Source organism: Vibrio sp. Vb1574 (assembly GCF_033338675.1).
Genome location: NZ_JAWOTC010000484.1, coordinates 1 through 1,023, shown reverse-complemented (window position 1 = coordinate 1,023; position 1,023 = coordinate 1). Strand labels below are relative to the sequence as shown.

The window sequence follows — 1,023 nt, the reverse complement described above, 5'->3', positions numbered from 1 at the left end:
TATTGAAGTAATTATTTTCAAGCGAGCAGTCGACGCTGAAAGGACTACTGAATCTTGGCCAAAGCACCTGCCTAAAATCGACATGGAAAATGTCGGCAGTTTGGACAGCGAAGCCTACCGCCGCTCTAAAGGCGTAACTCTATTACCTCGCTCTTCTTTCCGCTTAAACGCACAAGAAGCGGCGCTGAACAATCATGCTGGATTTAAAGTGCTAAAACACGTAGCATGGCGTCAAGGTGATCGAGGTAAAGCAAGCGCGCCAATCTTTCGAATTGTAGGTGGTCGTGATTTCTCTGGCTCTTACAATGCAGATGGTAGCCCGATTAATGGCAATAACAGCTACTCTAGCGATGGCTATAACGAAGAAACCATCAACGGCCCACTGTATGAGTTAGATGGCAAATTCCAAATTTACGTGCAGCATTACTTGTTTGCAGAAACCACGCTGGATTTGCGTGAACCAAGCGTTCGTGAAGTTCGCTTTGAGTCTAAATCAACTGACCAGTTGAATGATGAACTCGGTGATGTTGACGGCAACGTTCAAGTGGGTAACCTCGCAGAAATCTCACCAACGGTGACTGAAGAAACCTTCTTAAAGAGCTACCGATTGGATCAAAAACGCCGCATGAAAAGCAGCGAAACGCACTACTTAGACAACCCTCTAATGGGAATGATCATCCAGGTGCGTCGAGTTAACTAAACTTCGACAGTTCTACAAAGCGCAGCAATCGCTGCGCTTTGTTTTATCTGCCACTTCATATCACCTAAACTCATTTAATCACAACCATGCCAGTAGTCACTCGGTTTGAAGCCTTAACCTTTGAGCGAAGTAAACCCAAGCCAGCAACTACAATGACCTAAGGAACGAAAGGTCGGTATCTCTAAAATCAGCAATGGAAGTCGTATTTATTCATGAGCCCAGATTTTGAAATCATCACCCCTCGCCTAGCCCTTCGTCTTATCCCAGCAGATGACGCTCACTCGCTACAACGATTGCTCTCCCAATCCCCATCTTTGCATACT

Annotated in this window: 1 protein-coding gene and 1 pseudogene; both read left to right on the top strand. The window is 45.7% G+C overall.

The window, feature by feature from the left end:
• Positions 1 to 700, top strand: a 700-nt coding sequence (locus R7O12_RS27045; RefSeq protein WP_318127139.1) for a peptidoglycan binding protein CsiV, incomplete at its 5' end; no start/stop codon positions are given.
• 212 nt (positions 701 to 912) lie between these two features.
• Positions 913 to 1,023: pseudogene (locus R7O12_RS27040) on the top strand (ribosomal-protein-serine acetyltransferase); the annotation flags it as partial.